We start from the raw sequence: 26,562 nt of genomic DNA, 5'->3' as shown, positions 1-26,562 counted from the left end.
CTCCGTTGACGTCAGCAGGGGGCCGCGGGATACGGCCTTCCCTGCGACGCCCCGTGAACTCCGTTTATTCCACTGCGCAGTGTACGGGAAACCGTCGTTCAGAGCAGGACCTTCTCGATGCCTCCTTGGCGCGCCCGGTCGATGAAGCCCTTCTGCCAGTCCTCGCCCAGCAGCCGGTTGGCCATCTCCACCACGATGTAATCGGTGTCCAGGCCGGTATCCTCGCGGTAGCGCGACAGCCCCTGCTGGCAGGCCGGGCAGGAGGTCAGCATCTTCACGTTGCCGTTTTCCGCCTTCTCCTCGCCGGTCAGCTGCTTGATGCCCTTGTGCAGCTCCTCCTGCTTGCGGAAGCGCACCTGGGTCGCAATGTCCGGGCGGCTGACCGCGAAGGTCCCGGCCTCGCCGCAGCAGCGGTCGGACTCCAGCACCGGCTGGCCCAGCAGGTTGCCGGCCACCTCGGTCGGCTTGTGCGACTTCATCGGCGAGTGGCAGGGGTCGTGGTACATGTACTGAACCCCCTGGAGGCCTTCCAGTTTGATGCCCTTCTCCATCAGGTACTCGTGGATATCCAGCAGCCGGCAGCCCGGGAAGATCCGCTCGAATTCGTATTTGAGCAGCTGATCCATGCAGGTCCCGCAGGAAACCACCACGGTCTTGATATCGAGGTAGTTGAGCGTGGTCGCGATGCGATGGAACAGCACGCGGTTTTCGGTGCTGATCTGCGAGCCCTTCTCGAAATCGCCACCGGCGTTCTGCGGATAGCCGCAGCACAGGTAGCCCGGCGGCAGCACGGTCTGCGCACCCGCGTCGTAGAGCATCGCCAGGGTCGCCAGCCCGACCTGGCTGAACAGGCGTTCGGAGCCACAGCCGGGGAAGTAGAACACCGCATCGGAGTCCATGTCGGTCTTCACCGGATCGCGCAGGATCGGCACGTAGCGCGAGTCCTCCAGCCCCAGCATCTGGCGCGTGGTCTGGCTCGGCAGCCCCGCCGGCATGGGCTTCTTCACGAAATGCACCACCTGCTCGTGCACCGGCGGCTTGCCGGTGGTCGAACGCGGGGTCTTGCCCTCGCCGGTCAGGCCGAGCTTCTTGAACGACCAGTGGCCCAGGCGCTGGGCCGCGTACCCCATCTGGATCGCGCCCTTGCGAATACCCTTGATGGTGGCGGGATCCTTGGTGTTCAGGAAGGCCATGGACATCATGGTCGCCGGCGATGCCTTGCGCTTGCCCTTCTTGTTCAGGATCGAGCGCATGTGCATGGTCACGTCGCCGAAGTCGATATCGACCGGGCACGGGTTCAGGCACTTGTGGCAGATCGTGCAGTGATCGGCCACGTCGTTCATTTCCTCGAAGTGGTTGAGGGACAGCCCGCGCCGAGTCTGCTCTTCGTAGAGGAAGGCCTCGACGATCAGCCCGGTCGCCAGGATCTTGTTGCGCGGCGAGTACAGCAGGTTGGCCCGCGGGACGTGCGTGTTGCACACCGGCTTGCACTTGCCGCAGCGCAGGCAGTCCTTGATCTCGTCGTTGAGATCCCCCAGCTCGCTCTGCTCCAGGATCAATGCCTCCTGCTTTACCAGGCGCAGCGACGGCGTGTAGGCATTGTTCAGGCCGGAGCCTTCCATCAGTTTGCCGGCGTTGAACACTCCTTCGGGGTCGATCTGCTTCTTGTACTTCGCGAAGGACGTGATCGACTCCGGGTCCAGGTACTGCATCTTGGTCAGCCCGATGCCGTGCTCACCGGAGATCACCCCGTCCAGCTCGCGCGCCAGGCGCATCACCTCGTCCACCAGGCGCTCGGCCTGATGCATCATCGGGTAGTCGTTGGAATTGACCGGGATGTTGGTGTGCACGTTGCCGTCGCCCGCATGCATGTGCAGGGCGATGAACAGACGACTCGTCAGTACCCGGTCATGGATGGCGGTCAGGCGCTTGCGCACCGACTCCATCTGGTGACCGTTGAAGATGTCGAACAGCGGCCGTTCGACCTCCGCGCGGTAGGAGATGCGCAGGCTGCGGCGCAGCAGCAGGTGGATCAGCTTGTCATGCGGACGCATGTCCGCACGCGCGGCGTCATCCAGCAGCTCGTCGCACTCGGAGGCCAGGGTGTGGAAGTTGTCGGCGATGCGCGACCAGCGATCGCGCACGGATTCCAGCACCTCGACCGCCCGCTGGCGCTTGGACTCGAACCACTGCTGGCCCTCGCCCTCGGCGTCTTCCAGCAGCTCGCGCAGTTCGGGATGATCGCCGCGCATGCACTCCAGCATCTCGTCGATCATCGCCAGCTTGTTCTTCAGCGATTCGCGGACGTTGAGGGTCTCCACCCCCTCGGTGTATTCCGCCAGCCGCTCCAGCGGGATCACCACGTCCTCGTTGATCTTGAACGCGTTGGTGTGATGGGCGATAGCCGCGGTGCGGGCACGATCCGCCCAGAAGCGCTTGCGTGCCTCGGGGCTCACGGCGATGAAGCCCTCGCCGTTGCGGGCGTTGGCCGCACGCACCATCTGCCCGGCCAGCCGGCCCAGCGCGTCCTCGTTGTCGGAGACGATGTCGGCCACCAGGACCATCTTCGGCAGGTCGCCGCGCGCCCCCTTGGGGGTGTACTTCACCGCGCGCACGTAGCGTTCGTCGAGGTGCTCGAGCCCGGCCAGCAGGACCTCGTCCTCGGCATCCACCGCGTCCTTGATCTCGACGATCGCCGGGACCGCCTCGTGCAGGTCGGTGCCATAGAACTCCAGGCACACGGTGCGGATGTTGTCCGGCATGCGGTGGAGGATGAACTCGGCCGAGGTGATCAGGCCGTCGCAGCCTTCCTTCTGGATGCCCGGCACCCCCATCAGGGTCTTGTCGGTCACGTCCTTGCCGAGCCCCGTCTTGCGGAACTGCGCCCCGGGCATCTCGAGGATCTCGGGCTCGCCCTTCTGGGTCTTCCCGTCGGCCTCGTAGCGAGTCACGCGGAACTGCACCGTCTGCGCATCGTGGATCTTGCCGAGGTTGTGATCGAGGCGCTCGATGTACATCCAGTCGGCCTCGGGGGTGACCATGGTCCAGGCCGCAAGGTTATCCAGCGCGGTGCCCCACAGCACCGCCTTCTTGCCGCCGGCATTCATGGCCACGTTGCCGCCGATAGTGGATGCGTCCTGCGAGGTCGGATCCACCGCGAATACCAGGCCGTTATTGTCGGCCAGCTCGGAAACGCGCTTGGTGACCACGCCCGCCTCGACATGCACCACCGGCACTTCCTTGTCCACGCCCGGCAGCGTGCGCCGCTGCACGTCGCTAATGTTTTCCAGCTTCTCGGTGTTGATGACCGCCGAGCGCTTGGACAGCGGAACCGCACTGCCGGTATAGCCGGTACCGCCACCGCGCGGGATCACGGTCAGACCCAGCTCGATACAGGCCGCGACCAGCGGGCCCATTTCCTCTTCGGAATCCGGCGTCAGCACCACGAACGGCAGCTCCACGCGCCAGTCGGTCGCATCGGTCACGTGCGAGACGCGGGCCAGCCCGCCGAACTGGATATTATCCTTGTGCGTGAGCCCGTTCATACGCTTGCGAACCTTGTCGCGCAACGCCAGCGTCTTGTCGAACTCCTCCGCGAACGCGGTCAGTGCCGCCTGGGCGCGCCGGGCCAGGGTCAGGGCCTTCTCGTTGCCCTCGGCACGGGCCTCGATCTGATCGAGGCGGTGCTGCATCGCATCGATCAGAGAACGGCGACGCTTGCGGTCTCCCAGCAGATCGTCCTGGATATACGGGTTGCGCGTCACCACCCACATATCCCCCAGGACCTCGAACAGCATGCGCGCGGACACGCCGGTACGGCGTTCGCCACGCAGCTCGTTGAGCAGCTCCCAGGTATCGGACCCGAGGAAGCGGATAACGATTTCGCGGTCGGAGAAGGAAGTGTAGTTGTACGGTATTTCGCGCACGCGTTCGGCGGTCATTGAGGCGGGGCCTCCCGATCAGAGTGAAGCGCAAGGTTAACGGCCAGCCGGACCGAAAGCACGATCTCGCACTCGCGGTCCATTCTTTTGGCACCAAAGTAGTTGCGCAATATTAAGGAAACCCTGATCGACGTGCACGTCCGACCGGGCCCGGAACAGCCCGGGCCCGGTCGGCTGCGGAGATAATGCGGCGTCAGAACAGTTTGGATTCCATCTCCAGAAACACCGCATTGGCGTTGGAGCGGTTGGTGTGGTCGAACGCCGGCAGGTCTTCGTATTCGGACCAGTCCATGGCAGCGTAGGCCTCCTCGAAGGACATCATGTCCTCGACCGATTCCGCCATGTGCTCACGCAGCTTCACCAGGTAGTCCCGGGTGAAACGCACCGCGCGCCGGGCATTGGCGGTCGCGTCGCCATGCCCCGGGATCAGAAAGTTCGGCTCCATCGCCTCCACCTGCTCCAGGCGGTTCACCCAGTTGCCGGAATCCAGGGCATCATCGCCGAGGAACGGGATGCGGCCGTCAAACACGATATCGCCGGCAAACACCACGCCGTCTTCCTCGACCACCATGATGACGTCATCCGGTGAATGCGCCGGACCGGCATGCAGCAGGCGGAAAGTCTTGCCGCCCAGCTCGATGGCGTACTCGTCGTCGAACAGCTCGTCCGGCGGGATCACCTGAGTGTCTTCGTCCACCCACGGATAAAGCACGCCCCGACGCTGCTGCAGACGGGATTCGGCGCCCGGCCCGCGCAGATAATCTTCCGCCCGCCGCTGACCGATGATGCGCGCTTCCGTATGATCGGCGAACGCCTGCAGACCGTAGATATGGTCCGCATGGTAATGACCCGCAATCACGTAGCGGATCGGTTGATCCGTGACCTCCCGGATCCGCCGGATCATCTCGAAGCCCAGGGCCGGGGTACCCAGAGCGTCGTAGACCACCACGCCCTCGTCGGTCACCACGAAACCGGCGTTGGAGGTGTGGCCCTCGTTGTCGGGGCCCGGGATGCCCGACAGACCGATCATGTACCAGGCATTGGTCCCTTCCACCTGGCGGGCGCGGGTATCGACAGTGACCTCGGGATACGGATTCTCGGGTACGGACATGGCTTCTCCTTGCTCGAAACCTGGGACTGACTATAGACCACAGACGCACGGAGAAGACCCGACATTCCGTAGAAAAGCCTGCGCGTGTGCGTTGCTCCGCTGCGCTCCGCCGAACCTTCCAGGTTCTCATCCTGGTCCGGGCCCATATCCATGAAAAAGGGCCCCGCGAGGGGGCCCTTTTCCATGGTTGGCTGGGGGACCAGGATTCGAACCTGGGTTGACGGAGTCAGAGTCCGTAGTCCTACCGCTAGACGATCCCCCAATTCTGGCCGGCGCCCGAAACCTCCGGGTGCACCGGCGAAAACCGGATCAGCGCTTGGAGTACTGCGTCGCGCGACGGGCCTTGCGCAGGCCGATCTTCTTGCGCTCCACCTCGCGGGCATCCCGCGTCAGGTGACCGCCACGACGCAGCGTGCTGCGCAGGTCCTCATTATACTCAACCAGCGCGCGGGCGATACCCAGACGAATGGCACCCGCCTGACCGTTGCCGCCCCCGCCGGAGACCGTGGCCACCACGTCGAAGCCGTCGAGGGCTTCCGCCGCTTCCAGCGGCTGCCGGACAACCATGCGCGAGGTCGGACGACCAAAGAACTCGTCCAGCGGACGGCCGTTGACGGTCACGTTGCCCGAGCCGGGACGCAGGAAGACACGCGCGGAAGCCGTCTTGCGGCGACCCGTACCGTAGTACTGATTCATAGCCATTGGAATCGATTTCCCTGTTTCTGGTTGGCGGCGCCGCGGATCAGATGTCCAGCGGCTGCGGCTGCTGGGCCGCATGCCGGTGCTCGGTTCCGGCATACACCTTGAGTTTCTTGAGCATCGACCGGCCGAGCGGGTTGCGCGGCAGCATGCCCTTGACGGCCAGCTCGAGCACCTTCTCCGGATGACGTTCGATCATCTGGGAGAAGTTCGCCTCCTTGATGCCCCCCGGATAACCGGTATGGCGATAATACATCTTGTCGGAGGCCTTGTTGCCCGAGACCCGGATCTTGTCCGCATTGATCACGACGATGTAGTCGCCGGTATCCACGTGCGGCGTGTAGACGGGCTTGTGCTTTCCGCGCAGCCGACGCGCGATTTCCGTGGCGAGTCGACCGAGGGTCTTGTCACTGGCATCCACAAGGAACCAGTCGCGTTCGACTTCTGCCGGCTTGGCGCTGATGGTGCTCATGTATCGATGCTCCGATGTCGGGGCGATTCAGAAAGCGCGAAAGAATACCGTGTTGTACCCCGTCATTCAAGGGTCCCACGAGCGATCGCGCAAAAAGACGGGGCCGCCCCGAAGGACGGCCCCGTCAGCGCATGCCTGTCCCTTGCGGGCTTACATGGCGCTTTCGGCCTGCTGCTGGACCTCCTGCATCAGCTCGGGGTCGTTCTGCAGGGCCATGGCGACCTCATTGTACTCTTCAACGGTCATGCCGGCATCCTCCACGGCCGCGACCATCTCGTCCTGGGCCTCCTGCTGCATCTGCTGCGCCTCGGTCTCGTCCTCGGCTTCCTGCAGGCGCTGGGAGAAGTCCTCGCGGACCTCCTGCACACCGACAAAGGCTTCGACGAAGGTGTCGATGTCTTCATCGGACAGGTCGACCTCGGGGGCCTCCTGCTGCATCGGGGCGCCGCCACCTTCCGGCGGAGCACCACCCTGGGCGCCCGCGCCACCCTGAGCACCGCCCTGCGGCGGGGCGCCGCCCTGGGCGCCACCTTCCGGCGGAGCACCGCCCTCGGCGCCGCCACCCATCTGGGCGGAGGCCACGCCACCGAAGGCGAACATGGAAGTCAGGGCGAAAGCCATTGCGGTCTTGCGAAAGTTCATCATTGCGTTTGCTCCTTGGTCTTTACGACGGTCTGTATTCACGAAAATCATGATCTGCGGGCCGGACTACCAGTCCCGCTCCGTGCCCTGCCGCGGGTCTTCGCCGGGCTCGGGCATCGCCTCGCCCTCGGGCCGCTCGCCCGGGGCCGGCATCTGCTGGCCGGTGGCACCGCCACGCGGATCCGTGCGCTCGGGTTCCATGCTCCCCGGCGGCGCGTCACGCGGCTCGGGGGGCGCACCTTGCGGCCGATCCGGCTGCCCCGGTCCGGTCTGCGGTTCGGGGGGCTGCCCGCCGGGCGGGAGCCCGCGTTCCTGTCCGGTCCCGCCCGGCGGAAGCCCCCCGCCCTGGCCGCTCCCGCCGGGTGGCGGGGCATCCTGCGGTGCCGGTGCGTCCTGCCGCGGCTCGGGCGGCTGGCCCTGCCCCGGGGTTCCGGCCTCGGGAGGCATGTCGCCGGCGGGGGCACCGCCCTGGCCCGCCTGGGCCGCGGCCACCCCGGAAAAGCCGAGGGTCAGCACCGAACCGAGCGCCATGGCCGTTGCGGTTTTGCGGAAAGTCGTCATGCGACCTCCTGTGGTTTGCGGATTTCGCTACGGACAAGTCACATGATGCAACCCACGGGCCAACATTCAGAACACAAAAAAATATCTTTTCAATCAGAGATATGAAGGCCGTCCGTGCGGCCGGGAGGAGAACAGAAAGAAGATCAGAACTGTTTCTTTTCGACACATGGGTCGCAATGAAACGTGTCACCGCGTCCGCATGACACACCGCGCAAGGGAAAGGGCTCAGTTCGTATCGGACTCGCCGAGCCGCCGATAAAGCGTCTTGCGGCCGATCCCCAGCATGCGCGCCGCCCGTTGTTTGTTGCCCTCGCAGTGCTCAAGGACGCGCTGGATGTAATCGGTCTCGAGTTCGGCCAGCGAAGGCCAGTGGGCGTCCCGGGCTCCGGGAGCGCCGTCACTTGGGGACGTACCGGCGGGTGTCCCGCCGGATGCCGATGCGTGCACCCGCTCCGGCAGGTCGCGCAACTCGATCTGGTCACCGGAAGACAGGGTCGCGGCGCGCTCCATCAGACTGGAGAGTTCGCGCACGTTGCCGGGGAAGGCATAGTGGAGGAGGGCCCGCATCGCCTCGGGACTCGGGCGACGCTCCGGCAGCCCGTGAGCCAGGGCGTGCTGGCGCAGGAACTGCAGGGCCAGGCGTTCGATGTCCTCGCCCCGGTCGCGCAACGGCGGGATCTCGATACGAAAGGTCTCCAGCCGATAGTAGAGGTCCTCGCGGAACTCGCCCTGCGCGATGCGCCCCGGGATGTCCTGGTGGGTCGCCGCCACGATGCGAACGTCGGTGTCCACCTCCTCGTTGCCGCCCACCGGGCGCACGCGCCCGTCCTGCAGCAACCGCAGGAGCTTGCTCTGCATCGCCACCGGCATCTCGGCGATCTCGTCGAGAAACAGGGTGCCCCCGTCGGCCTCGCGGAACAGGCCGCGGCGCGCGCCCCTGGCCCCGGAAAAAGCCCCGGCGACATGCCCCAGCAGTTCCGATTCCAGCAGGCTCTCGGGGATGCCGGCGCAGTTCAGGGCAACGAAGGGACCGTCGCGGCGAGCACTCTCGGCGTGCAGCGCACGCGCCACCAGCTCCTTGCCGGTACCGGATTCGCCGGTGATGAGCACCGATCCATCGGAAGCCGCGATCCTCCGGATCAGGTCGAACAGCCGCAACATCGCCGGGCTGTTCCCCTGCATGCCGTGAAAGCCCTCCCCGGCCGCCAGCAGCTCGCGATACTGGCGCACCTCGGCCTTCAGCCGCCGGGCCTCGATCACCCGGTCGGCCGCCAGCCGCAGATGATCGAGATCCACCGGCTTGGTCAGAAAATCATCCGCCCCCGCCTTGAGCGCGGCCACGGCCTGGTCGATGGTTCCGAAGCCGGTGAGCATGATGAAACCGGGCTCCGGCACCGCCTCGCGCGTGGCTTCCAGCACGCGAAAGCCATCCTCGCCCGGCAGTCTCAGATCGCTGACCACCAGGCCGAAGGGTTGCTGGCCCAGGGCCTGCATCGCCTCTTCGGCGCTGCCCACGGCCACCACGTCATGCCCCGCCTCGCGCAGCTCCTCCACCAGCAGATCCCGGTGACCGCGATCGTCCTCCACCACCAGCACCGACTCCGGATTGGTCATGCACCCTCCTCCGGCAATGTTCCATCCTCTCCATCCCGCGCGGCACTTCCCGCGGCATCCGCAGCCCGGGGAAACCGGATCACGAAACGGGTCTCACCCGGGGCCGAACGATCCAGCGCGATCGACCCGCCATGATCCTCCATCGCCACCTGGGCCACCGCCAGCCCGAGACCGGTACCCTTTCCGGCCGGCTTGGTGGTGAAAAAGGGTTCGAACAGGCGCTCCGCGGCCTCCGCATCGATACCGCCTCCGGCGGCCGGGCCGTCGTCGGCCACGGTGACTTCGACCTGCTCGTCCTCCACGCCCCAGGTGATCCGCACGCGCGACCGGGCTGCCTGCCCGCCGTTCTCGATCAGGTTTTCCAGCGCCTGGCCCAGTCGCAGCCGGTCCGCTTCCACCTGCAGGGGCGCGCCTTCCAGCCTGAACTGCACGTCCGGACAATGTCCCCGACCGCGCACGCGATCCACCAGTTCCCGGACCAGTTCATCCAGATTCACGCTGCGGCGCTGCAGCGGATTGCGCCGAGCGAAATCCAGCAGCTGCCGCACGATGGTCTCCACCCGTTCGGTTTCTGCCCGCAGCTCCTGCATTTCCTTGCGCGCCGGATCGTCCTCGGCCAGGCGGCGGGCGGCCCGCTGGGCGCGTCCGGCGATGATCCCCAGCGGGGTTCCCAGCTCGTGCGCCACCCCGGCCGCCAGCTGGCCGATCGCCGCCAGCTTTTCCGAATGCCGCAGTTTTTCCTCCAGCGCTCGCTGCTCGGCCCGCTGCGCCTCCAGCGCGGCTTCGGACGCCTCGCGCCGTTCCAGCATCCCGTTCATGGTAGCCGCGACATGGCGCAGCTCCGCCGGCCCGGCCTCGGGTGCCCGCACGCCGCGCACCCCTTCGCCGATGTCGTGCATCACCCCGGTCAGGCGCTCGACGTGGCGCCCCACGGCCCGGTGGTACCCCACCAGCACCAGGGCCAGGAACAGCACCGTCACCGCCCCGGTCAGCACCGCGCCCTGCCAGCGCAGCTGGGAGACGTAGGCACGAAACGGAGACACGTCACGGGTTACCTGGAGCAGGCCCACGATTCGTCCCGCATGGTCCGCCAGCGGCAGAAAGAACGAAAAAACCTCGCGCCCGCGATGTTCATCGAACGCGCCCAGGGTTCCGGTCTCGCTGATCGCCTGCGCCTCTCCCCGATGCCGCAGCGACGGGCTGGGCGGCCCGGAGGTCGCCACCAGCTCGCCGCGCGCGTCGTAGACGTACACCCCGAAGACTTCGTCGATCTGGAACAGCGAGTCCAGCGACTCCTGAACGGCGGCCACGTCCTGTTCAACAATCGCCGTGGACACCGGCAGACGGATCGCCCGCGCAACCAGCTCGATGTCGTCCTGCATGCGGTCTTCCATCTGCGTCTGGAATTCCTGCAGGCCCAGCGCGACCACCGCACCCACCAACAGGAGCAGCGGCAGCAGGATGAACATCACCACCACATTGCGCAGGCTGTTCAGGCGTCGCGTCATGATCGATGGGAACCGGGGGCGGGCATGCCGCCATGGTAGGCGCGGCGGCCGGACGATGCGAACGGGCAAAAAAAAGCGCGGGACAGAGCCCGCGCCAAGAAAACCACCAAAGGAGGATGGAGGAGTCCGCCGATGCTGTCAGGGGGGACAACATTCAGCGTATGCAGATCTTCTAATATTAGGATATCCCTGTCAAGCACTTCCCGCGAGCGACGAACAGAAAGCGGTCGCGCCGGACCGGTTTTTCTCCTAAGCTTGCGATCTGCACACCTGTAAGACGCATACGCCGCACAACTATTCCGTCCCGACGCGTTCGCCGCGAAGCGATACCCCAATGCTTGAACACTGCACCCTTCCGGTAACCCCGCTGGAGCAGAACGCCACCCTGATCTGGTGCAACGAAACCGGCCGCGCGGCCTGGGTCGACCCCGGCGGCGAGGCCCCGACCCTGCTGGCCCGCGTGCGCGACCAGGGTTTGGAACTGGAGTCCATCCTGCTGAGCCACGGCCACCTGGATCACGCCGGCGGCGCGGCCGAACTGGCGCGGCTGTCCGGCGCACCCGTCATCGGCCCGCAGCGCGAGGACGCGTTCTGGCTCGAGCAGCTGCCGCAGCAGGCGGCGATGTTCGGGTTTCCGGAAATCGCGCCGCTGACCCCGGACTGCTGGCTGGACGACGGAGAGATCCTGGAGCTGGGAAACGAACGGCTGCAGGTGCTGCACTGCCCGGGACACACCCCGGGCCACGTGGTGTTCTTCAGCCCGTCCGCGCGGCTGGCGCTGGTGGGGGACGTGCTGTTCAACGGCGCGATCGGACGCAGCGATTTTCCCGGCGGTAACGGGCGCGTGCTGATCGAATCGATCACGCAGAAGCTGTGGCCACTCGGAGATGACGTCCGTTTCATCCCCGGTCACGGACCGGAATCCACCTTCGGCGAGCAGCGCCGGCGCAATCCGTTCGTCGCCGATCACGTGCTCGCCGGCTGAACCCGGCGGACGGCCCTCAGCCCCCGGCGCGCAGCGCGGCGATGCGCTGTTCGATCGGCGGATGGCTCATGAACAGCTTCTTCAGGCCCTGCGCCATGCCGCCACGGATGCCGAAGGCGGCCATCTGATCCGGCATGTCCACCGGCCGGCCGGAGGCCCGCGCCAGCGACTCCAGCGCCCCGATCATCTTGTCGCGCCCGGCCAGTTCGGCCCCGGCCCGGTCGGCGCGGAACTCGCGCTGGCGCGAGAACCAGAACACGATGATGGAAGCCAGGATCGCGAGGATGATCTCGGCCACGATGGCGGTGATCCAGAACGCCGGGCCGTGACCGGACTCGTTCTTGAACACCACGCGATCGACAAAGTGCCCGATCACGCGCGACAGGAAGATCACGAAGGTGTTCACCACGCCCTGGATCAGGGCCAGGGTCACCATGTCGCCATTGGCCACGTGGCCGACCTCGTGGCCCAGCACGGCCTCGACCTCGCCCTGCCCCATGTTCTGCATCAGGCCGGTGCTCACCGCCACCAGCGCATTATTTCTGCTCATGCCGGTGGCGAAGGCGTTGGGGTCCGGCGAATCGTAGATCCCGACCTCGGGCATGCCGATGCCCGCCTGCTTCGCCTGGCGCTGGACGGTCTCCAGCAGCCACTGCTCGGTGGCATTCGAAGGCTTCTCGATCACCTGGACCTTCATGGTCTTCTTCGCCATCCACTTGGAGATGGCCAGGGAGATGAACGAGCCGCCGAAACCGAACACCGCGGCGAAGATCAGCAGGGCCGTCAGGTCGAGGTTGACCCCCTGCTCGTCGAGGATGCTCTCCACCCCGAGGATGCGCAGCGTGATGCTGAGCACGATCAGGATGGCGAAGTTGGTGGCCAGGAACAGCAGTATGCGTTTCATCGGATGAACTCGTTCTCCGTTGCGGGTGGAATCAGGCATTTCGGACGGTGTATTAGATAGGGGCGATACACGCGGGTTCAAGTCCCGGCCACACACACCGTCGCCTGCATGACGTATCATCCCTTCGTAGACAATCCTCCGCCCAGGTTCATGCATGCGGGCACCCCCCACCCCCGAAGACGAAGACCGGCGACTGGCCGGCGTGCGCCGTCTCCTGCTCGAGGAGACCGACGGCGAGCGCCTGTTCGCGCCGCTGCTGCGTCAGGCAGCGGCACGCCTGGAGGTCCCGATCACGGTGGTCTCGGTGATCGACCACGACCACCAGCGACTGCTGGGCGCCTACGGCGCCTGTCACCGCCGCATACCGCGCGAGGTCTCGTTGTGCGCCCATGCCATCGCCACCCCGCAGCACACCACCATCGTCGAGGACGCGACCGGCGATCCGCGCTTTGCCGACAACCCGCTGGTCACCGGCGAGCCCGGCGTGCGTTTCTATGCCGGGATACCGCTGACCCTGGAAGACGGCCTCGCGGTGGGCACCCTGAGCGTGATGGATACCCGGCCGCGCCGGTTCGATGCGGACCGGATCCGCGCGCTGGAGGACTTCGCCGGGCTCGCCGGGCACATCCTGCGTACCGAGTTCCTGCGCGGAGATTATGACGCCACCCGCTCCGCACACGAGCACCAGAGCCGCAAGCTGCACGCCGTGCTCGAGACCGCGGCCGCCGGCATCATCCAGATCGACGCCGGCGGCCTCATCGAGAGCTTCAACCCCGCGGCCGAGCGCCTGTTCGGCTACTCCGCGGCCGAAGTCCTGGGCCACAACGTGTCCATGCTCATGCCGGACCCCTGGGCGAGCCAGCACGACGACTACCTGCGCCACTACCAGGCCACCGGGGAAGCGCGCATCATCGGGATCGGCCGCGAGGTCCGCGGCCTGCATCGCGACGGGCACACCTTTCCGATGCAGCTCGCGGTCTCCTCCATCCGGATCGACGGTGAAGAACACTACATCGGCATCGTCAACGATCTGACCGAACTGCACGAGGCTCAGGAACGCGAACTGCGCGAAAGCCGCCTGTTCAACGCGGTGCTGCGCGGGGCCCCCAATCCGATCTACGCCAGCGACGCCGACGGCCGCTACGTGGTGGCCAACCCGGCCTGCGAGCCCCTGCTGGGCTTCGCGCCGGAAAAGGCCCTCGGAAGCACGGCCCACGATCTTTTCAGTGCCGACGTGGCCGACTATGCCCGCGCCCTCGACCACGAAGTCATGACCACCGGGGAGACCCGCACCCAGCCGCTGCATTTCGAGCACAACGGCCGGAGCTGGGAACTGGAACTGATCAAGACCCCGCTGGTCGGCGAGGACGGCCGTTCCGAAGGCGTCATCACCGTCGCCCACGACCTCAGCGAGATCACCCGTGCGCAGAATGCCCTGCGCGAGGCGGAACGCCGTCGCAGCCTGTCGCAGCGCTTTGCGCGCATCGGCAACTGGAGCGTGGACGCGCTCACCGGCGAGCTGGACTGGACCCCGGAGGCCGCCGCCCTGACCAAAGGCGCCGAGCATCCCGCGCTGCAGGATCCGCGTTTCCTCACCGACATTGTGCTGCCGGAGGACCGTCCCCGCGTCCAGGGAGCGCTGAACGAAAGCCTGGCCTCGGGGACTCCGTTGGACGTGGAATTCCGCATCCGCACCTCGCCGCCGCGCTGGCTGCGCGCCCAGGGCGATCTGGAGCGCGACGACCGTGGGCGGCCGCGACACCTGCTGGGCATCGTCCAGGACATCGACGCTTACCGCAACGCGACCGCGCAGCAGCAGCGCCAGCAGCATCTGCTGGAGGCCATGCGCCTGGCCACCACGCAGTACATGGAGACCGACTCCGCCGAGGACGTCTGGCCGTTCCTGCTGGACACCCTGCTGCAGGTGACCGACAGTCACTACGGTTTCATGGGCGAGACCGAATGGCACGACGGCCAGCCGTGTCTCAAGATCCACGCGATCACCAACCTGGCCTGGAGCGATGCGTCCGAACGGCTCTATCAGGAACTGCTCAGCGGCGACATGCGGCTGTGCGGGGCGAACAGCCTGATCGGTCGGGTCATGCACGAGGGCCGCATGCTGATCTCCGACGACGTGATGACCGACCCCCGCGCCGGCGGCCTCCCCGAAGGGCATCCGGAACTCGGCCCGTATCTCGGCATGCCGCTCTACCATGGCAACGAACTGGTGGGCATGTTCGGGATCGCCGACCGCCCGGGCGGCTACGACCAGGAACTGGCCGACTTCCTCGCCCCGTTCTCCGCGACCTACGCGATCCTGATCCGCGCCCTGCGCGACCGCGAGGCGCGCCGCCGCGACCGCAAGGAGCTCGAACGGGCGATGCACGAGGCCGAACGCGCGAGCCAGGCCAAGTCGCAGTTCCTGTCCAACATGTCGCACGAGCTGCGCACGCCCCTGAACTCCATCCTTGGCTTCGCCCAGCTGCTCGCGGAGAGCCCGCGCGAGCCGCTGAGCGAACGCCAGGCCCGCCAGGTCGGCCACATCCGCGAGAGCGGCACCCACCTGCTCAGTCTCATCAGCAATGTCCTCGACCTCTCGCGCATCGAGACCGGCCGCCTGACCCTGTCGCCGGAGGCCACCGCGATCGGCGCGGTACTGCGGGAAGCCCTGGACATGGTCCGGCCGCTGGCCGAGGAACGCGGCGTGGCGCTCCACCACCCCGACCCCGACGCCGCATTGCCAACGGTCCACGCCGACCCTACCCGCGTGCGCCAGATCCTGATCAACCTCCTGACGAATGCCGTCAAGTACAATCGCGATCATGGCCGTGTCGACGTGCTTGTCCACCCCGAAAACGGTGGCGAAGAATCGACGGAGCACGGGAGCCTGACCGTGGAGGTGCAGGACACCGGCCCCGGCATCCCGGAGGAACACCAGGATCGGCTGTTCCAGCCCTTCGAGCGCCTGGAGCAGGAAGGCACGGGGATCGAGGGAACCGGTATCGGACTCGTGATCTCCCGCGAGCTCGCGGTGCGCATGGGTGGCTCCCTCGATTTCTCCAGCACCGAGGGCGAGGGCTCCAGCTTCCGTGTCCGCCTGCCGCGCAGCGGCCACGCGACCCGGAAGCCGCCCTGGGCCACTGCGGGCGCGAATGAAACGCAAACGGCGGAGCCGGAAGCAGCCCCCGAAACGGACACCGACGCCGCGCCCGCACGGCCCCGGCGGATTCTGTACATTGAAGACAACCCGACCAACATGGAGCTGATGCACGAGCTGGTCCGCCAGCGCGGCCAGGCCGAGCTCCGGGTGGCCACCAGCGCCGAGGAAGGCCTGGTCGCGGCCCGCGAATGGAGACCTGACCTGATTATCCTGGACATCCATCTGCCCGGAATGAGCGGCACCGCCGCCGCGCGCGTGCTCAAGTCACGGCCGGAAACCCGCGACGCGCCCCTGATCGCGCTGAGTGCCGACGCGACCCGCAATCGAGCCGGCGAAGGGAACCAGAACCCGGATTTCGAGGACTACGTCACCAAACCGCTGGACATTCCGGCCTTTAACCGCATCCTCGACCGGCTGCTGAACCCTGCCGACTGACCGACCCTACGACCTGCCATGCTGACCCCCGACCAGAGCCAGAGCGACGCCCGCATCCTCATCGTGGATGACAACCCGATGAACGTGGAGCTTCTGACCACCATCCTGGAGGACGCCGGCTTTCAGCATGTCCGCGGCGAGACCCGCCCGCAGCAGGCCGTGGAGTCCTGGCGCGAGGACCCGCGCGACCTGATGCTGCTGGACATCCGCATGCCGGGCATGGACGGCCACCAGGTCATGGAGACCCTCAACGCCGAACTCCAGGACGGTGACTGGCTTCCGGTGATCGTGCTGACCGCCCAGATCGACCCCGACACCCGCCAGCAGGCCCTGGCGGGCGGTGCCCTGGATTTCATCACCAAGCCGTTCGACGCCTCCGAGGTGGTGCAGCGCATCAACAACCTGCTGCGGGTGCGGGCCCTGCACAACGCCACGCACAACGAGGTGCAGGACCTGTCGCAAAGCCTCGAGACGCAATCCCTGACCCTGCAGCGCAAGGATCGCGATCTGGAATACCTGGCCCACCACGATCTGGCCACCGACCTGCCCAATCGCGCGGCCCTGCTGGAGACCCTGGAGCAATGGCTGCAGGACCCGGCGATCCCGGTGATCGATCTGGTGATGCTGCGTCTGGGCGGACACGAGCCGCTGGAACGCCTGGAGGGCCACGCGGCCGCCGACCTGATGCTGCGCGAGACGGGCCAGCGCCTGCAGGGGTGCCTGGAGACACTGGCGGGAGACACCGCGCTGTGCGGACTGTGGGGCGGGTCCACCTTTCTGCTGCTGGCCGCCAGCGAACACGGTCTGCCCGACGACACCCTGCAGGCCATGCTGGAGAGCAGCACCCGGACGCTGCGCATCGGCCAGTACGAGGTCCGCCCGGAGATCGTGGCCGGACATGCCCGGACCACGGAAGCCGGCCACGACACCGGCGAACTGATCCGCCGGCTGATGCTCACGCTGTCCAGGGCCGACCGGCGGCAACTCCCCTGGCTCACCTACGTCCCGGAGCTGGAGCAGGCCGCGCGCCGGCGCCACCGGCTGGAACACGACCTGGCCGACGCCCATAACGGCGACGGCCTCTTCCTGCTGTACCAGCCCAAGATCGATCTGGCCGTGGATTCCGTGGTCAGTTTCGAGGCCCTGATGCGCTGGGAACACCCCGAGTTCGGACCGGTCTCGCCCGGCGAGTTCATCCCGGTCGCCGAGACCACCGGCGCGATCGTCAACCTGGGCGAGTGGGCCCTGCAGGAGGCCCTGGCCGCGGCCGCCCGCTGGCGCTCCGCCACCGGCGAGTGCTACCCGGTCGCGGTGAACGTCTCCGCGCGCCAGTTCGAGGCCCTGACCGCGCGCGGCCACACCCTGACCCAGGCCGTACGCACGGCGCTGGAGCACACCGGCACCCCGCCCGGCTGCCTCGAGGTCGAGATCACCGAGACCGCGATCATGCACAATCTGGAGGATGCGCTGGACGAACTGCACGCCCTGCGCGACCTGGGGGTGTCCATCGCCATCGACGACTTCGGCACCGGCTATTCCTCGCTCGCCTACCTGCGCCGGCTGCCGGTGTCCACGGTCAAGGTGGACCGCGCGCTGGTCGACGGCATCGCCGACGACCCCGGCATGCGCGGCCTGTTCGAGGCAATTCTCGCGGTGAGCCGCGGCTTCGGCCTGCAGACCGTCGCCGAAGGCATCGAGACGGCGGAAGACGCCGCCCTGCTGCACGAACTCGGCTGCCCGGTGGGCCAGGGGTTCCTCTACCACCGCCCTCTGCCCGAGGCCGAAGCCTGCGCCCTGATCACCCCCGCATCAAGCCATCGGGCCAGACCCTCCGAAGAACGCAGCGAACGCAACGCCCGGGGCTCCTGACCCGGGGCACCTGCCCCGGACCGGGAACTGTCGGCCGCGTCCGTCAGCGCCGCACTTCCAGCCGGTCGACGTTCTGGTAGCCGCGCGGGAGCTGCCGCCCGCGCCGCGTGCGCTCGCTCACATACTCGCCCCACTCCGCCGGCGCCAGGGCCTTGAAGCGCTTGCCGGCATGCACCACCAGGGTGTCGCCCGGCGCCAGAGCCACGATCTCCTGCACCCGCTCCGAGCCGTCCTTGAGCGACGCCGCCGGGATCCCGGCCAGTTTGTTGCCCTTGCCGCGGGCCAGCTCCGGCAGCGAGGCCGCGGGGAACACCAGCAGGTAGCCCCGGGTCGTGACCACCGCCAGATGGTCGTTCTCCGGATCCGGCACCGCGACGGGCGGCAGCACCGCTGCCCCGGCCGGCACGGTCAGCACGTTCTTGCCCGCCTTCTGCCGTCCCAGCAGCTCCTCCAGACGGGTGATGAAGCCGTAACCGTGATCGGTGGCCAGAAGCCAGCGGTCCTCGCTGCCGCCGGTGGCCATGCCGACGAAATGCGCCCCCTCCGCCGGGTTCACCCGCCCCGACAGCGGCTCGCCCTGACCGCGCGCCGAAGGCAGGCTGTGCGCCTGCAGGGTATAGGCACGTCCGGTGGAGTCGAGAAACGCCACCGGCTGATTGCTGCGCCCGGCGACCGCGGCGCGGAAGGCATCACCCGCCTTGTAGTTCAGACCGCGGGCGTCCACGTCGTGGCCCTTGGCGGCGCGCACCCAGCCTTTCTCCGAGAGCACGATGGTCAACGGCTCCGCCGGCACCAGCGCGGATTCGTCCAGCGGCCGCGCGGCTTCGCGTTCCACCAGCGGGGATCGCCGCTCGTCACCATAGTCGGCGGCGTCCTTCTCGATCTCCTGGCGCACCCGGGTCCGCAGGCGACGCTCGGACCCCAGGGTCTTCTCCAGCTGGTCGCGTTCCTTTGAGAGCTCGTCCTGCTCGCCGCGGATCTTCATCTCCTCCAGCTTCGCCAGATGCCGCAGCTTGAGTTCCAGGATCGCCTCGGCCTGGGTCTCGCTGAGGCCGAAACGACTGACCAGTTCGGGCTTCGGCTCGTCGTATTCGCGGATGATCGCGATCACCTCGTCGATGTTGAGATAGGCGATCAGCAGGCCTTCCAGCACGTGCAGCCGCGCCTGCACCTTCTCCAGACGCCACTGCAGGCGCCGGCGCACGGTCTCGATGCGAAACTCCAGCCATTCGCGCAGCAATCCGGGCAGATCGCGCACCTGCGGGCGGCCGTCGAGCCCGATCACGTTCATGTTCACGCGGTAGTTCTTCTCGAGGTCGGTGGTGGCGAACAGATGCGCCATCAGCGCCTCGATGTCCACGCGGCTCGAACGCGGGGTGATCACCAGGCGGGTCGGGTGCTCGTGGTCGGATTCGTCGCGCAGGTCCTCGATCATCGGCAGCTTCTTCGCCCGGATCTGGCTGGCGATCTGTTCCAACAGCTTCGCCCCGGACACCTGGTGCGGCAGCGCGGTGACCACGATGTCATCGCCCTCGCGCTCGTAGCGCGCCCGCGCGCGCACCGATCCCTGGCCGGTGGCGTAGAGCTTCTGCAGCTCGGCGCGCGGGGTGACGATCTCCGCCTCGGTGGGAAAGTCCGGCCCCGGCAGGTGCTCGCACAGCTCGTCCACCGTGGCCTTCGGATGCTCCAGCAGGTGCACGCAGGCCGCCGCCACCTCGCGCAGGTTGTGCGGCGGGATGTCGGTGGCCATGCCCACGGCGATCCCGCTGCCGCCGTTGAGCAGCACGTTCGGCAGGCGCGCCGGCAGCATCTTCGGCTCCTCCAGCGCGCCGTCGAAGTTCGGCACCCAGTCCACCGTACCCTGGCCCAGCTCGGACAGCAGCAGCTGCGCATAGCGTGACAGGCGCGACTCGGTATAGCGCATCGCGGCGAAGGACTTGGGATCGTCCGGCGAGCCCCAGTTGCCCTGCCCGTCCACGAACGGATAGCGGTAGGAGAACGGCTGCGCCATCAGCACCATCGCCTCGTAGCAGGCGGCGTCGCCGTGCGGATGGAACTTGCCGAGCACGTCGCCCACGGTACGCGCCGACTTCTTGTACTTGGCGGTGGCGGACAGCCCCAGTTCGCTCATCGCATAGATGATGCGCCGCTGCACCGGCTTCAGCCCGTCGCCGATATGCGGCAGGGCACGATCCAGGATCACGTACATGGAGTAATCCAGGTACGCCTTCTCGGTGAAGTCCTTCAGCGGCAGCTGCTCGCCATTGGCGAACGATTCGGGAGTCAGGGAATGGCTCATGCGTGATTCTCGGCCGGGGAGCGAAACGGAGGGCGACAGGGCTGGATTCCCGCGGGCCACCGTGGCGGGCACCGGGGAAAATCTTTAAGCTGCCGCCCGGCCCGCGTACTGTAGCGGGCCTGCGGCGGTTCATCCACAACGCCGCCACGCCACACCGTCACCGGGAGACCTGCTGTGCTCGACAGCGGCTGGGCCGCCAGTGTTTTCGCCGTCGTCTCGCTCGCGATCGCCGTCGCCACCGCCGCGCACGCCCTGCTGCAGCGGCGCGACACGGGCATGCTGATCGCGTGGGTCGGACTGATCTTCCTGCTGCCGCTGGCCGGGTCCATCCTCTACTGGCTGTTCGGTGTCAACCGCATCCGGCGCCGCGCGCATGCCCTGCGCGAGGGGCACCTGCTGTCCGGGCTGCAGCCGCACGAAGGGGCACGCCCCGCGCCGCCGGCGCGCTGGGAACGCCTGGTACACAGCGGCGACCGCCTGAGCCCCTTCCGCCTGACCGGCGGCAACGCGATGGAACCGCTGTTCGACGGCGACCAGGCCTTCGGGGCGATGCTGGAGGCGATCGATCGCGCGGAACACTCCATCACCCTGGCCACCTACATCTTCGACTACGATGCCCAGGGGCAGCGCTTCGTGCGTCACCTGAAGGCGGCGCGCGAGCGCGGGATCGCGGTGCGCGTACTGGTCGACGGAATCGGCGTACGCTACAGCCGGCGCAACACCGTGCGGCACCTGCGCCGTGCCGGCCTGGTCGCCGCCGAATTCCTGCCGGTACACCACATCCCGCGCAGCCTGGCCGCGTTCAATCTGCGCAACCATCGCAAGCTGCTGGTGGTCGACGGGTATCGTGGCTTCACCGGCGGCATGAACATCCGCCGCGGACACAGCCCCAGCGACCCCGGACGTCACCCGATCCAGGATCTGCATTTCGCCGTGCGCGGGCCGGTCTGCCGCCAGCTGCAACGGGTGTTTGCCGAGGACTGGGAATTCACCACCGGCGAACAGCTGAAGGGCGAAACCTGGTTCCCGCCACTGGACGCCGACGGCGGTGCCCTGCTGTGCCGCGGGCTGCCCGACGGCCCGGACGAGGATTTCGAGGTCCTCAACTTCACCCTGCAGGCGGCGATCGCCGAGGCCCGCGAGCGCATCGTCATCGCCACGCCCTATTTCCTGCCCGACCATGCCCTGGTGGGGGCACTCAAGGCCGCCGCACTGCGCGGGATCCGGGTGGACATCCTGCTGCCGGAACGCAACAACCTGCGGCTGGTGCAATGGGCCAGCCAGCCGGGCCAGGCGGAACTGCTGGAACGCGGCTGCCGCCTGTGGCTGACCCCGCCGCCGTTCAACCATTCCAAGATCATGCTGGTGGACGGCGAGTGGGTGCTGGCCGGCTCCGCCAACTGGGACCCGCGCAGCCTGCGGCTGAACTTCGAGTTCAACCTGGAATGCTACGACCCGGGGCTGGGCGGACGCCTGACGCAGTGGGCCGACGAGCTGCTGGAAGACTCGCGCGAACTCACGCTTACCGAGGTCTACCGCCGCCCGCTGCCGATACGCCTGCGCGACGGCGCCGCCCGGCTGCTCACACCCTACCTCTGATCCGACAGCACCAGTTCCTGGCCGGAACCGTTCTTGGCGACGTACATGGCGTGGTCCGCCTGCTGCAGCAGCTCCTCGGCCCGTTCGCCGTCGTCGGGATAGATCGCCGCCCCCAGACTCAAACCCACGCGTACCGCCTCCTGATTGATCTCCACCGGCTCGGCGAAACGCTGGTGCAGCTTGCGTCCCACGGCGCGCACGTCCTCGGGTCCGCCCACGGCCTCCAGCAGCAGGACGAACTCGTCGCCCCCCACGCGGGCGACCACGTCACTCTCGCGCACCCCGCTGCGCACGCGCGCGGCCACGGTCACCAGCACCACGTCACCGGCATCGTGGCCGAGCCGGTCGTTGACCGGCTTGAAGCCGTCCAGATCGCAGACCAGCAGCGCCAGACGGGTGCCGTTGCGCCGCGCCCGGCTCAGCGCCTGACGCAGGTGCTCCTGCAGCAGGCTGCGGTTCGGCAGTCCGGTCAGCGAATCATGATGGGCCTGATGCCACAGGCGTTGTTCGGATTGCTTGTCGCGAGTGATGTCCCGCACCATGCCCAGCACCCGCTGCGGGCGCCCGTCAGCATCACGCGATATCTCGCCCTCCACCCGCACGTGCCGCAGCCCGCCGTCGGGCAGCACGACCCGGTGCTCCAGGTGATAATGGCTGCCCTCGGCCAGCGCGGCGTTGATGCCCTGGCGCACCCGGACCCGGTCGTCCGGATGGATGGCGTGCATGTAGGCCTCGAAACCGGCCGTGTCCCGTTCGGGATCCAGACCGAACAGCTCGAACACATTGGTCGACCAGTTGAGCTGCTCGCCGCGGATGCCCCAGTCCCAGTACCCCACACCGGCGATGCGCTGGGCCTCTTCCAGACGCGCGGAGGCATCCTCAAGCTCGGCGGTACGCCGTGCCACCGCGGCCTCCAGCCCGGCCTGGGTCTCGCGCAGGCGCGCTTCGGCCCGGCGGCGCTGCACCAGCTCCTCCTGCAGCGCCGAATGATCCTGGCGGATGCGCCGGCGCACCTGAAAACCGATGCCGGCGATCAGCAGCATGGCCACGCCCGAGGCCATCACCATGACCTGCTGGGTATCCTCGTGCTGGCGCACCATCGCGCGAATGTCCGCCGCGTTCTGCTGTTCCAGGGCCGCGAGAAGGCGCTCGATCTGCTCCAGGGTGCGCTCCTGCGCCGGCATGATGCGGGAATACAGGGTCGGCAACGCCTCCTGACGGCCGCCGGCAAGGGCCAGGTCGATCATCTCGCTCATCAGCGGCGCCCCCACCGCGGTCATCTCGCGCAGTTCCGCCAGCAGACGCGCATGGCGGGGATCGTCGATCGTCCGATCCACCTCGTCGCGCGCCTCGATGAAGCGGCGGGCGAGATCACGGAATTCCTGGCGGTACTGGTCCTGCATGGCGGGGTCATCGGTGCTGAGGACCAGCGTCGCGCGCAGCGTCCGCTCGCGCACCAGCGCGCGCATGCGGTGGACACTGTCCACCCGCTGCACGTATTCCGCGGCCAGAGACTGGACCTCCTGCTGCAGCTGCTGCACGCGCAACCAGCTGACCACCGCCACCGCCGCCACCAGCAGCAGGACCAGCAGAAAGGCCCCGGTCAGATGCGAAGTCCGCCCGGGGAGCCGACCGGGGGCCGGCCCGCGGCTCACGTCCCGCCCCGCTGGATCCATGGCTTGACCGACATCCCGCTCCCCCTGTCGAATCGCCTGCCGTGCAGGTGCAACCTCGAGAGTGCCGCGATATGACCGAACAGACAAGCAGCGGGGGATCGTCTGCCCCCGGAGACAACGCAGAGATCCGGCGTCTGGAGCAGGTGTACGCCGCGGCGCACTACCGCGTGCAGCTGCCGCCGGGCCCTACCGGCAGCCTGCATACCGCCGCCACGACCCTCGACCTGCGCATTGGCGAGCCCCACGCGGAACTGGCGCGCCAGCTGAGCGCACGGGGCCATGCACGGATCACGCTGATCACCGCACACAACCCCTTCAGTCGGCCGTCCGGTGCGACGGAGAACGCCCGGCGCCAGGAACAGCTGCGGGCCACGATCACCAGCGCGGGACGGCCCGCCTGGCCGGCCACCAGCGGCGATCCGGACGGAGAATGGCCGGAAGAACCCGGCTTCGGCATCCCCGACCTCCCGCCGGCGATCCGTGACCACTGGCTGGAAAAATTCGAGCAGAACGCAGTGGTGGAGTGCGAACCGCCGCGGGCGCCGGAACTCGTCTGGCACCCGCGCCTGCGCTCCGGGCCGGGCCCCTGAACGCGCTTTACAGCGGCAGCCGGCCGCCGGAGCCCACGGCCACGGTGACCAGGCCCAGCACGGTATTGATCGCCACGAACAGGCGGATCTGGCCGATGCGGCGCAGGCCTTCTGCAACGTCCCCGGCCTCGGCGGCCTGCTTCAGGCGACGATACGGGGCAAAGTAGATGTGCGCGAAGATCAGCATCATGATGATGCCCAGCAGCAGCATGGTGTGCACGCTGGGATGCACCCCGCCCATGCCGCCGAGTACACCGAAGATCAGGTAGAAGCCCGTCACCAGAACCACCGCGATGGAGGCCCACACCCAGGGGAAGAACCGCCCCAGCACCGCCGGCCACAGGCGCAGACGCGCGGCGTCATCCAGCTCCGCGTTGGCCGCCGGGCGCAGGATGGCCCAGGCGAAGAACATGCCGCCCACCCAGATCACCACGGCCAGGACGTGGAGCACGTTCGCCAGTGCGTATCCCGTCATTATCATCTCCTTTCGTTGCATTGCGTGAATGGGCGGCAGTGTAGCCGCTCCCGCCGGGCGGTGCCGAACCGCCACCCGCACTGGTCGCTCTTGCACCCGCGCGGCACACAGCGAAGGATGGACTCATGGCAAGCGACATACTTCAGGCCACCCTGCAACTCGCGCTCGCCGCCGCGCCCTGGCTGCTGGCGGGGCTGGCGGTCGCCGGCCTGGTACGCGCCCTGTTGCCTCAGGAACGCCTGCAGGCCTGGCTGGGGGGATCCTCGGTGGGGGCCACGGCACGCGGGGCGGTGGCCGGGGCGCCCTTGCCCCTGTGTTCCTGCGGCGCCATCCCGGCCGCGCTGGCCCTGCACCGTGGCGGCGCCGGACGCGGCCCCGCCACGGCCTTCCTGATCGGCAGCCCCGGCATCGGGATCGATTCGCTGGCGATCAGCTACGTCCTGCTGGGACCGCTGATGGCCGTGGTCCGGGGGCTCGGCGCGGTGGTCACCGCGCTGGCCACCGGTCTGCTGGTCGGGGCGGGAAGCCTCGCCCGCCAGTCGCCGCCCGCCCCCGGCCCGGACAATGTCGGCGGCGACGCCTGCGGCAGCAGCTGCGGGAATGGCTGCGAAGACGCCTGCGACACGGAGGCCGCGCCGCCCGGCGCCGGCCCCGGTCGGCTGGCCGAACTGCGCGGCGGCCTCGCCTACGCCTTTGGCGACATCCTCGACGACATCCGCCTGTGGCTGGTGCTCGGACTGCTGGTGGCGGGCGTGCTGCTGGCCACCGTACCGCCGGATGCGCTGGCCGCGTACGGCAGCGGGCCGGCCGTCATGCTCCTGATGGCGCTGGTGGGCATCCCCATGTATCTGTGTGCAACGGCGGCCACGCCCATCGCCGCCGGCCTGCTGGTGGCCGGCGTTTCGCCCGGGACCGTGCTGGTGTTCCTGCTGGCCGCGCCGATCACCAGCATGGCGACCCTGGGTGTCTATCGTCGGGAGATGGGCAATGCCGCGCTGGTTCGCTACCTCGTCGGGATTATGGGGTCGACCATTGCCCTGGGGCTGCTGCTGGATCTGGCCCTGGCGTACACCGGATTCGATCCGCTGACCGGGGTCGAGGCCGCCACCGAATGGCTGCCGCACTGGCTGGAATGGGCGGCGCTGATCGCCCTGGTCCTGGCCGCCACCCACCCCCTGCGCGTACTGCGGCGCCTGCGCGCGGCGCGGTCCGCATGACCCGGAGGCTGCGATGTCGACACGTTCCATCGGACTCGACGACGAACTCCACCCGTATCTGCTCGACGCCTCGCTGCGCGAATCGCCGCTGCTGGCAGAACTGCGTGCGCAGACCTCAGCCCTGCCCGAGGCGCGCATGCAGATCGCCCCGGAACAGGGGCAGTTCATGGCCCTGCTCGCCCGGCTGACGGGTGCCCGGCGCTACCTGGAGATCGGCACCTTCACCGGCTACAGCAGCCTGGTCATCGCCGAGGCCCTGCCGGCCGACGGCCGGATCGTGACCTGTGATCTCAGCCGCGAATGGACCGACATCGCCGGCCGCTACTGGCGCCGCGCCGGCGTCGAGGACCGCATCGACCTGCGCCTCGGACCGGCCGCGGACACCCTGCAGGCCCTGCGCGAAGAAGATCCCGCGGTCGAGCCCTTCGACCTGGCCTTCATCGACGCCGACAAGACCGGCTACCGCGAATACTACGAACACTGCCTCGCCCTGCTGGCGCCCGGGGGCCTGGTGATGATCGACAACACCCTGTGGCACGGCACCGTGGCCGACCGCAGCGATCAACGCGAGGACACGGTAGCGATCCGCGAATTCAACCGGTTCGTTCACCGGGACGAGCGGGTGGATCTGTCGCTGGTGCCGATCGGCGACGGCCTGACGCTGGCGCGCAAACGGGCCGCGTGACCCGCTGCACGACGCGCCTTGTCCCGGAAAATCGGGGATGCCAGCGCGAGCGTGCACATTGAACGGCGTTTCTCTAAACTTGAACCATGCACGGTTTTCCATCCCCGTTCCCGCCCCCGC

At 67.8% G+C, this 26,562-nt stretch carries 19 protein-coding genes and 1 tRNA gene; 7 read left to right on the top strand and 13 right to left on the bottom strand.

Going from position 1 to position 26,562, the window contains the following annotated elements; all coding sequences use genetic code 11:
- Positions 1–98: 98 nt before the first annotated feature.
- The 9 genes from G020_RS0102650 to G020_RS0102610 all read right to left on the bottom strand — a co-directional run bounded on the left by G020_RS0102650 (position 99) and on the right by G020_RS0102610 (position 10,548).
- Positions 99–3,941, bottom strand: a complete 3,843-nt coding sequence (locus G020_RS0102650) for a DUF3683 domain-containing protein (RefSeq protein ID WP_024328553.1) — start codon at positions 3,939–3,941, stop codon at positions 99–101.
- Between the two features lie 193 nt (positions 3,942–4,134).
- Positions 4,135–5,052 (bottom strand): MBL fold metallo-hydrolase, encoded by a 918-nt coding sequence (locus G020_RS0102645; RefSeq protein WP_024328552.1) that lies wholly within the window; start codon positions 5,050–5,052, stop codon positions 4,135–4,137.
- Between the two features lie 188 nt (positions 5,053–5,240).
- Positions 5,241–5,314, bottom strand: a tRNA-Gln gene (locus G020_RS0102640).
- Positions 5,315–5,361: 47 nt separating this feature from the next.
- Positions 5,362–5,754, bottom strand: a complete 393-nt coding sequence (gene rpsI / locus G020_RS0102635; RefSeq protein WP_024328551.1) for a 30S ribosomal protein S9 — start codon at positions 5,752–5,754, stop codon at positions 5,362–5,364.
- 40 nt (positions 5,755–5,794) lie between these two features.
- Complete coding sequence (gene rplM / locus G020_RS0102630) at positions 5,795–6,223, bottom strand: 50S ribosomal protein L13 (RefSeq protein WP_018946445.1); 429 nt, start codon at positions 6,221–6,223, stop codon at positions 5,795–5,797.
- A gap of 150 nt (positions 6,224–6,373) precedes the next feature.
- A complete protein-coding gene (locus G020_RS0102625; RefSeq protein ID WP_024328550.1) occupies positions 6,374–6,865 on the bottom strand; it encodes a DUF4168 domain-containing protein in 492 nt (163 codons plus the stop codon).
- A 66-nt stretch (positions 6,866–6,931) separates the two neighbouring features.
- Complete coding sequence (locus tag G020_RS0102620) at positions 6,932–7,426, bottom strand: hypothetical protein (protein WP_024328549.1); 495 nt, start codon at positions 7,424–7,426, stop codon at positions 6,932–6,934.
- Between the two features lie 225 nt (positions 7,427–7,651).
- Positions 7,652–9,040 carry a sigma-54 dependent transcriptional regulator gene (locus G020_RS0102615; protein ID WP_018946447.1) on the bottom strand — a complete coding sequence of 463 codons (1,389 nt, stop codon included), beginning with the start codon at positions 9,038–9,040 and terminating at the stop codon, positions 7,652–7,654.
- Entirely contained in the window at positions 9,037–10,548 is a 1,512-nt protein-coding gene (locus tag G020_RS0102610) for an ATP-binding protein (protein WP_024328548.1), read from the bottom strand. The genes G020_RS0102615 and G020_RS0102610 overlap by 4 nt, the downstream gene beginning before the upstream one ends.
- A 334-nt stretch (positions 10,549–10,882) precedes the next feature.
- On the opposite strand from G020_RS0102610, the gene G020_RS0102605 reads away from it, so the two are divergent.
- Complete coding sequence (locus G020_RS0102605; protein WP_024328547.1) at positions 10,883–11,533, top strand: MBL fold metallo-hydrolase; 651 nt, start codon at positions 10,883–10,885, stop codon at positions 11,531–11,533.
- 16 nt (positions 11,534–11,549) lie between these two features.
- Here G020_RS0102605 and htpX read toward each other — a convergent pair whose 3' ends face one another.
- The gene (htpX, locus tag G020_RS0102600) at positions 11,550–12,437 is read right to left on the bottom strand and encodes a protease HtpX (protein ID WP_024328546.1); all 888 of its coding nucleotides are present in this window, start codon (positions 12,435–12,437) and stop codon (positions 11,550–11,552) included.
- Positions 12,438–12,591: 154 nt separating this feature from the next.
- On the opposite strand from htpX, the gene G020_RS0102595 reads away from it, so the two are divergent.
- Complete coding sequence (locus tag G020_RS0102595) at positions 12,592–16,032, top strand: PAS domain S-box protein (protein WP_024328545.1); 3,441 nt, start codon at positions 12,592–12,594, stop codon at positions 16,030–16,032.
- A gap of 18 nt (positions 16,033–16,050) precedes the next feature.
- Positions 16,051–17,901: a bifunctional diguanylate cyclase/phosphodiesterase gene (locus G020_RS0102590; protein ID WP_024328544.1), complete on the top strand. Its 1,851-nt coding sequence runs from the start codon at positions 16,051–16,053 to the stop codon at positions 17,899–17,901.
- 43 nt (positions 17,902–17,944) lie between these two features.
- Here the strand turns inward: G020_RS0102590 and parC are convergent, their stop codons facing one another.
- Positions 17,945–20,200 (bottom strand): DNA topoisomerase IV subunit A, encoded by a 2,256-nt coding sequence (parC, locus tag G020_RS0102585; RefSeq protein ID WP_024328543.1) that lies wholly within the window; start codon positions 20,198–20,200, stop codon positions 17,945–17,947.
- A 174-nt stretch (positions 20,201–20,374) separates the two neighbouring features.
- On the opposite strand from parC, the gene cls reads away from it, so the two are divergent.
- Positions 20,375–21,799, top strand: coding sequence for a cardiolipin synthase (cls, locus tag G020_RS0102580; RefSeq protein ID WP_024328542.1), 1,425 nt, complete (start codon positions 20,375–20,377; stop codon positions 21,797–21,799).
- Here the strand turns inward: cls and G020_RS0102575 are convergent.
- Complete coding sequence (locus tag G020_RS0102575; RefSeq protein WP_024328541.1) at positions 21,790–23,475, bottom strand: diguanylate cyclase domain-containing protein; 1,686 nt, start codon at positions 23,473–23,475, stop codon at positions 21,790–21,792. The two genes, cls and G020_RS0102575, sit on opposite strands and share 10 nt — an antisense overlap.
- Positions 23,476–23,618: 143 nt before the next feature.
- Here G020_RS0102575 and G020_RS0102570 point away from each other — a divergent pair, with 143 nt between their 5' ends.
- Positions 23,619–24,065 (top strand): DUF3293 domain-containing protein, encoded by a 447-nt coding sequence (locus G020_RS0102570; RefSeq protein WP_024328540.1) that lies wholly within the window; start codon positions 23,619–23,621, stop codon positions 24,063–24,065.
- Between the two features lie 7 nt (positions 24,066–24,072).
- Here the strand turns inward: G020_RS0102570 and G020_RS0102565 are convergent, their stop codons facing one another.
- Positions 24,073–24,540, bottom strand: coding sequence for a CopD family protein (locus G020_RS0102565; protein WP_024328539.1), 468 nt, complete (start codon positions 24,538–24,540; stop codon positions 24,073–24,075).
- A 125-nt stretch (positions 24,541–24,665) separates the two neighbouring features.
- Here G020_RS0102565 and G020_RS0102560 point away from each other — a divergent pair, with 125 nt between their 5' ends.
- Both G020_RS0102560 and G020_RS0102555 read left to right on the top strand, forming a co-directional pair.
- Positions 24,666–25,757 carry an SO_0444 family Cu/Zn efflux transporter gene (locus tag G020_RS0102560; RefSeq protein WP_024328538.1) on the top strand — a complete coding sequence of 364 codons (1,092 nt, stop codon included), beginning with the start codon at positions 24,666–24,668 and terminating at the stop codon, positions 25,755–25,757.
- 13 nt (positions 25,758–25,770) lie between these two features.
- Positions 25,771–26,442 carry an O-methyltransferase gene (locus tag G020_RS0102555; RefSeq protein ID WP_018946459.1) on the top strand — a complete coding sequence of 224 codons (672 nt, stop codon included), beginning with the start codon at positions 25,771–25,773 and terminating at the stop codon, positions 26,440–26,442.
- Positions 26,443–26,562 lie beyond the last annotated feature (120 nt).

Source organism: Thioalkalivibrio sp. ALR17-21 (genome assembly GCF_000420185.1).
GTDB classification, from domain to species: Bacteria; Pseudomonadota; Gammaproteobacteria; order Ectothiorhodospirales; family Ectothiorhodospiraceae; genus Thioalkalivibrio; species Thioalkalivibrio halophilus.
This window is presented reverse-complemented; position numbering and strand designations above follow the sequence as displayed.

Excerpts from the sequence above, each read along its gene's own strand:
- G020_RS0102650 (WP_024328553.1), bottom strand. The coding sequence starts at position 3,941 with ATGACCGCCGAACGCGTGCGCGAAATACCGTACAACTACACTTCCTTC.
- G020_RS0102645 (WP_024328552.1), bottom strand. The coding sequence starts at position 5,052 with ATGTCCGTACCCGAGAATCCGTATCCCGAGGTCACTGTCGATACCCGC.
- rpsI (WP_024328551.1), bottom strand. The coding sequence starts at position 5,754 with ATGGCTATGAATCAGTACTACGGTACGGGTCGCCGCAAGACGGCTTCC.
- rplM (WP_018946445.1), bottom strand. The coding sequence starts at position 6,223 with ATGAGCACCATCAGCGCCAAGCCGGCAGAAGTCGAACGCGACTGGTTC.
- G020_RS0102625 (WP_024328550.1), bottom strand. The coding sequence starts at position 6,865 with ATGAACTTTCGCAAGACCGCAATGGCTTTCGCCCTGACTTCCATGTTC.
- G020_RS0102620 (WP_024328549.1), bottom strand. The coding sequence starts at position 7,426 with ATGACGACTTTCCGCAAAACCGCAACGGCCATGGCGCTCGGTTCGGTG.
- G020_RS0102615 (WP_018946447.1), bottom strand. The coding sequence starts at position 9,040 with ATGACCAATCCGGAGTCGGTGCTGGTGGTGGAGGACGATCGCGGTCAC.
- G020_RS0102610 (WP_024328548.1), bottom strand. The coding sequence starts at position 10,548 with ATGACGCGACGCCTGAACAGCCTGCGCAATGTGGTGGTGATGTTCATC.
- G020_RS0102605 (WP_024328547.1), top strand. The coding sequence starts at position 10,883 with ATGCTTGAACACTGCACCCTTCCGGTAACCCCGCTGGAGCAGAACGCC.
- htpX (WP_024328546.1), bottom strand. The coding sequence starts at position 12,437 with ATGAAACGCATACTGCTGTTCCTGGCCACCAACTTCGCCATCCTGATC.
- G020_RS0102595 (WP_024328545.1), top strand. The coding sequence starts at position 12,592 with ATGCGGGCACCCCCCACCCCCGAAGACGAAGACCGGCGACTGGCCGGC.
- G020_RS0102590 (WP_024328544.1), top strand. The coding sequence starts at position 16,051 with ATGCTGACCCCCGACCAGAGCCAGAGCGACGCCCGCATCCTCATCGTG.
- parC (WP_024328543.1), bottom strand. The coding sequence starts at position 20,200 with ATGAGCCATTCCCTGACTCCCGAATCGTTCGCCAATGGCGAGCAGCTG.
- G020_RS0102575 (WP_024328541.1), bottom strand. The coding sequence starts at position 23,475 with ATGGATCCAGCGGGGCGGGACGTGAGCCGCGGGCCGGCCCCCGGTCGG.
- G020_RS0102565 (WP_024328539.1), bottom strand. The coding sequence starts at position 24,540 with ATGACGGGATACGCACTGGCGAACGTGCTCCACGTCCTGGCCGTGGTG.
- G020_RS0102560 (WP_024328538.1), top strand. The coding sequence starts at position 24,666 with ATGGCAAGCGACATACTTCAGGCCACCCTGCAACTCGCGCTCGCCGCC.
- G020_RS0102555 (WP_018946459.1), top strand. The coding sequence starts at position 25,771 with ATGTCGACACGTTCCATCGGACTCGACGACGAACTCCACCCGTATCTG.